The 5,137-nt window shown below is 71.1% G+C and carries 5 protein-coding genes; 3 read left to right on the forward strand and 2 right to left on the reverse strand.

Annotated elements, in window-relative coordinates; translation table 11 throughout:
• The first annotated feature begins 135 nt into the window (after window positions 1-135).
• Window positions 136-981, forward strand: a complete 846-nt coding sequence (locus tag FNH08_RS44085; protein ID WP_322726431.1) for a spermidine synthase — start codon at window positions 136-138, stop codon at window positions 979-981.
• On the opposite strand, the gene FNH08_RS44090 is transcribed toward FNH08_RS44085, so the two are convergent.
• Together FNH08_RS44090 and FNH08_RS44095 are read right to left on the reverse strand one after the other, a co-directional pair.
• Window positions 943-2,304, reverse strand: coding sequence for an MFS transporter (locus FNH08_RS44090; protein ID WP_322726432.1), 1,362 nt, complete (start codon window positions 2,302-2,304; stop codon window positions 943-945). The genes FNH08_RS44085 and FNH08_RS44090 overlap by 39 nt on opposite strands.
• Window positions 2,305-2,380: 76 nt before the next feature.
• Window positions 2,381-3,397, reverse strand: a complete 1,017-nt coding sequence (locus FNH08_RS44095; RefSeq protein ID WP_152777134.1) for a hypothetical protein — start codon at window positions 3,395-3,397, stop codon at window positions 2,381-2,383.
• 134 nt (window positions 3,398-3,531) lie between these two features.
• Between FNH08_RS44095 and FNH08_RS44100 the strand changes: the two genes are divergently transcribed.
• Together FNH08_RS44100 and FNH08_RS44105 are read left to right on the forward strand one after the other, a co-directional pair.
• The gene (locus FNH08_RS44100; RefSeq protein WP_152777137.1) at window positions 3,532-3,969 is read left to right on the forward strand and encodes a DUF4442 domain-containing protein; all 438 of its coding nucleotides are present in this window, start codon (window positions 3,532-3,534) and stop codon (window positions 3,967-3,969) included.
• A 123-nt stretch (window positions 3,970-4,092) separates the two neighbouring features.
• On the forward strand, window positions 4,093-4,977 hold the full coding sequence (locus FNH08_RS44105; protein ID WP_152777135.1) for a GNAT family N-acetyltransferase: 885 nt from the start codon (window positions 4,093-4,095) through the stop codon (window positions 4,975-4,977).
• Window positions 4,978-5,137 lie beyond the last annotated feature (160 nt).

Genomic DNA, 5,137 nt, shown 5'->3' on the forward strand with positions numbered 1-5,137 from the left:
CTGTGGGGGCGGGGACGGTGACTTCGGTCCACTGAAGGGGCTGGTTGTTGTGTGTGGGGGACTGCGGGTCCGTTGTGGCTGGTCGCGCAGTTCCCCGCGCCCCTGTCGGGGCGTGGTGCACGGCACAATGGAGCCGTGACCGAGTCCATACCCGTCAGCCGTCTCACCGACCACGGCACCGCCAAGCTCATGCCGGACATCGACCGGGAGCGGGCCTGGCTGCTGACGGTGGACGGGGCGCCGCAGTCGTACGTCGACCTGGACGCGCCCACGCATCTGGAGTTCGAGTACGCGCGGCGGCTGGGGCACGTGCTGGACACGGTCGCCGAGCCGGGGCGGGCGCTCGACGTGCTGCACCTCGGTGGGGGAGCGCTCACCCTGCCGAGGTACGTCGCGGCGACCCGGCCCGGCTCGCGGCAGCACGTGGTGGAGGCCGACCGGGGGCTGCTGGAGCTGGTCGTGGAGCACCTGCCCCTGCCCGACGGCCATGGGATCGCCCTGCACGGAGCGGACGCCCGGGAGTGGCTCGAAAGCGCCCCGGCCGACTCCGTGGACGTCCTGATCGCGGACGTCTTCGGCGGCTCGCGGGTCCCGGCGCACCTGACGACCGTGGCGTACGCGCGCGCCGCCGGGCGGGTGCTGCGTGACGGGGGTGTCTACCTGGCCAACCTCGCCGACGCGGCGCCGTTCACCTTCCTAGGATCCCAACTCGCCACGTTCGCGGCGGTGTTCGAGGAGCTCGCGCTGATCGCCGAGCCCGCCGTGCTGCGCGGCCGCCGCTTCGGCAACGCCGTGCTCCTCGCCGCCCACCACCCGCTCGACACGCCCGCGCTCACCCGCCGCACCGCCGCCGACGCCTTCCCGGCGCGGGTCGAGCACGGCAGGGCGCTGCGCGACCTCATCGGCACCGCCACGCCCGTGCGCGAGGAGGACGCCGTACCGTCACCCGAGCCGCCCGACGGGGCCTTCGGTATCGGCTGATCCGCCGTCCGGTCCCTTGCCCGATCCGTCGCCCGATCCGTCCTCCGGGGCGGGCTTCCGTCCGGTCTCGCCGTCCGGCGATCCTTGGGCCACCGGCTTGCTGCGCCGCGTCAGACTCCGTAGGTCCCGCACGCACAGCACCGCCGCCGTCGCCAGCACGACCAGCGCCGCACAGCCCCACAGGGCGGCCGACCGGCCGAAGGCGCTCTCCGCCGGGCCCGCGAGCGCCGTGGCGAGAGGCACGACCGACACGGAGCCGAACCAGTCGTACGCGGAGACGCGGGACAGTTTCTCCTCGGGGATCTCCTGGTGCAGGGCGGTCATCCAGGAGACGCCGAACACCTCGATCGACAGACCGCTCACGAACATCGTCACGCACAGCAGGACGACCGGCACGGGCACGGCGAGCGCGGCGGACGGCAGAGCGAAGGGGAACACGCACAGGATGCCCACGAGGAGCAGCCGACGCGGTTTCCAGCGGGTCATCAGCAGCGCACCGGCCGCCATGCCTGCCCCGTACAACGCCAGCGCCAGGCCCCACGGGCCCGCCCCGCCCAGATGGTCCCGGGCAACCTGCGGGCCGTAGACCGAGTCGGCCGCGACGATGACCGCGTTCACCAGGGAGAACTGGACGACGATCGCCCACAGCCAGGTGCGGCCGGTGAACTCCCGCCAGCCATCCCGGAGATCGGCGAGCAGGCCGCCTCCCGGTTCGCGCGGCGGGATGTGACTCACGTCGAGGAAGGAGCGCATCGCTCCGGCGATCGCGAACGCCGCCGCGTCCACAGCGAGCACCCAGCCGGGCCCGACCACGGCCACCATCACACCGCCGAGGGCCGCGCCGCTCAGCGTCGCGCCCTGTGACGCGAAGCGGAACAGGGCGAAGGCGCGGCCCGCCTGCTCACTGGTGACCGAGGCCAACAGCATGCCCTCGGCAGCCGGGTTGAAGAACGCCTGTCCCGTGCCGCCGAGGGCGGACAGCAGCATCATCTGCCACAACTGTGGCTCGCCGGCCAGGACGAGCACCGCGAAGGCGCCCTGCGAGAGGCAGTTGAGGGTGTTCGCCGCGACCATCACATGGTGCCGGGGGATCCGGTCCGCGATCGCGCCGCCGATCAGCAGGAACAGCACCAGGGGCAGCGTCCGCGCCGCCGCGACCAGGCCGACGTCACCACCGTCGCCGCCCGTCTCCAGGACCGCGAACGCCGCGGCGATCAAAGCGCCGTTGCTGCCCAGGTTGGTGACGACCGCGGCGGCGGTCAGCAGGGTGTAGTTACGGCCCGCCCAGGCGGGGCGTAAGCGGGAGGTGGCGGGTGAGGTCACTGGGCGACTATCGCCGCCGCGAGGCCGACTTGCCAAACATGTTTTCGGACTCGGAACGGGGACGTCATCCGGTGGGTCAGTCCTTCACCAGGCGCACCGTGCTCAGGATCTTCTGGACCGTGGCTTCCGGGACCTCCCCGTCGACCCCCTTGGCGCCGAACAGGCTCCAGGCCACGAAATCGCCGGACCCGTTCTTGAACGCGAACGTGATGGCCTTGCCGTCGCTGTCGCACTTGCCCTTCTGGGGAGTGTTGGCCGAGTAGGCCGTGGCGAGGCTTCCGGTGAGTCCGGACTTGGTGGTGTACGACTTCGCCCTGGTGTACGTGATGCTCTTCGTGTCCGGCTGCGTGTAGCCGCCGTAGACATACAGGGGCACCCGGTTCTCGGCCGCCTGGTTCGTGGAACTGGCGCCGTTGTCACCGCTCGTTCCGGTGATGGCCAGGGGGGTCTGGTCCTTCGTGCCGTCCTTGTCGTCGTCGCTCGTGCACCACTTGGGCTTGAGGTAGGCGGGGGCGCTGACGCTGATCTGGCCGGTCTTGCCGTCCTGTTTCCACTCGAAGCCGGTGATCCTGCCCGGGGTGCCGACCTCCCAGCCGGCGGGGACGTCGAACACCGTGCCGTACTTCGGGTTGATGACGACCTTCCAGCCCGCGACGGTCGGCTTCTCCTCCTCGGCGCTGCGCGAGTCGTCCTCACCGTCGTCCGTGCGATCGTCCGCGCGGTCGCTCGATGCCGGGGTGCTGGGGTCGGTGGACGCGCTCGCCGTCGCGTTGCCCTTGCCGTTGTCGCCCCCGGCCTCCTCGTCCTCGCCACCGCCGAGGACGAGGAAACCGGTCACCACGGCCGCGATCACGACGGCTGTGGCCGCCACGACGGCGGTGATCTTCGTCTTGTTCCCGTCACCGCCCCCGCCCGGCGGCCGCGGGGCGCCGACCGGTGCCTGCGCGCCCCACTGCTGCTGCGGGTAGGGGCTGGGCTGCTGGTACCCGGGCTGCTGGTACGGGTTGGGCTGCTGGTAACCCGGCTGCTGGTACGGGTTCTGGTCCTGGGGGTGCTGCTCGCCCCCGGGCGGCTGCTGTTGTCCTGGCCACATGGGCAGCCACCCTAGTGGCGCCCGCGACACGTTTCGGTGACGTCCGTTCGTCAGCCCTGTATCAGGGGATCGCCCGGCTACCCTGGCCAAGCGAGGCTACTCGTGGGTAACCTCCGGGTATGAGCGCAGACCAGATGTCGATCGGCGAGATGCTCGCCGCCACGGTGCCGTTGGTCAGGACCCTGAACCTGGAGTTCCTGGAGACCACGCCGGAGAAGGCCGTGGTGTCGTTGCCGGACCAGGGCGAGTACCACAACCACGTCGGGGGACCGCATGCCGGAGTGATGTTCACGCTGGGTGAGTCGGCCAGCGGAGCGGTCGTGCTGGCCGCGTTCGGGGAGCAGCTCTCCCGCGCCGTACCGCTCGCGGTCAGCGCCGAGATCTCCTACAAGAAGCTCGCCATGGGCCCCGTCACGGCCACCGCCACGCTCGGCCGCCCCGCCACCGAGGTCGTCGCCGAACTCGACGCAGGCGAGCGCCCCGAGTTCCCCGTCTCCGTCGCCATCCAGCGCGGCGACGGCGCGGTGACCGGCGAGATGACGGTTGTCTGGACGCTCCGGCCCAACGGCTGAGCCGCTCGCGTTCCTCGCGCGGACTCCCCTTCCGCTGCGCCGAATTCACTGTCCCCGCAGCCGGTTGCGTGATCAACTGTGGCCGTACTCGACCCCGTTGACTGCCCCGGAGCTGCCTTGCCCATGCGTATCACTGCCCTCACCGAGCCCGACCGCACCGCTTCTGGCTATCGCCTCGCGTGGCTGGCCGGCGGGGATGACGGTGATCCGCTCGGGTCCGCGTTTCTGCGGGTGTTCACCCGGGAGGGGCAGGAACACCTGGCCGAGCTGCGGTTGAACGTGCACACGGCGGAGCGGCGCAGACGGGTCGGGTCACGGCTCCTCGAGGCGGCGGTGGCTGCCGCGCGGGACGTGGACAGACGGTCGGTGATCGCCGAGGCCGACGCGGGCACGCCCGGCGATCACTTCCTTGCCGCCAGTGGGTTCCGCAGGGTGCTGACACTGACGTATGCCCGGCTCGCGCTGGACGAGTTGGACAGCGCCAAGGTTGACGAGATCAACGCGATCGTCGAGCGACCGCACCCTGGCTACCGTCTCGTGTCATGGCGCGGTGCCGTCCCCGACGAGCTGGCCAGGACCTTCGCCGACTCGCGCCGTGCGATGGACGACATGCCGATGGACGACACCGACTACGGTGTCGTGGTCTGGGACGTCGAGCGGGTTCTGGCCGCTGCCAAGGCCATCGCCGACCGCGGGGAGTTGCTCACCACGGTGGCCGCCGTCGACGAGTCGGACGACTCGATCGTCGGCTTCTCGGAACTCGTCGTGCCGGGCGACGGCAAGGGCGACGGCCTGCACTACGGCACCGGCGTCCTGCCCGAGCACCGCGGCCACGGCCTCGGCCGTTGGATGAAGGCCGAGTCGATCCGCGTCGCCCGCACCAGCCACCCCGAACTCGCCGGCCTGGTCACCGATACGGCGGACAGCAACACGCACATGCGGCGCCTCAATGACGCACTGGGGTACGTCCCCACGCGCAAGGCCCTGCACTACCAGCTCGACCTGTAAGCCGATGCCGTTGATCTTGGGCTGAGTCCGTCCGGGGGTAACAGATCGGCCGGAGTGTGGCCGGATCCCTGCCCGCCTGCGGGTGGCCCGCCTGGAACGGGTATCCATCCCCTCACATCGAGGTGCGCGGGGGGTTGGGGGGCTGGACCTGGTGTCGCGT

The sequence above is a fragment of the Streptomyces spongiae genome (assembly GCF_009377185.1).
Classification (GTDB): Bacteria; Actinomycetota; Actinomycetes; order Streptomycetales; family Streptomycetaceae; genus Streptomyces; species Streptomyces spongiae.

Excerpts from the sequence above, each read along its gene's own strand:
- FNH08_RS44095 (WP_152777134.1), bottom strand. The coding sequence starts at position 3,397 with ATGTGGCCAGGACAACAGCAGCCGCCCGGGGGCGAGCAGCACCCCCAG.
- FNH08_RS44100 (WP_152777137.1), top strand. The coding sequence starts at position 3,532 with ATGTCGATCGGCGAGATGCTCGCCGCCACGGTGCCGTTGGTCAGGACC.
- FNH08_RS44105 (WP_152777135.1), top strand. The coding sequence starts at position 4,093 with ATGCGTATCACTGCCCTCACCGAGCCCGACCGCACCGCTTCTGGCTAT.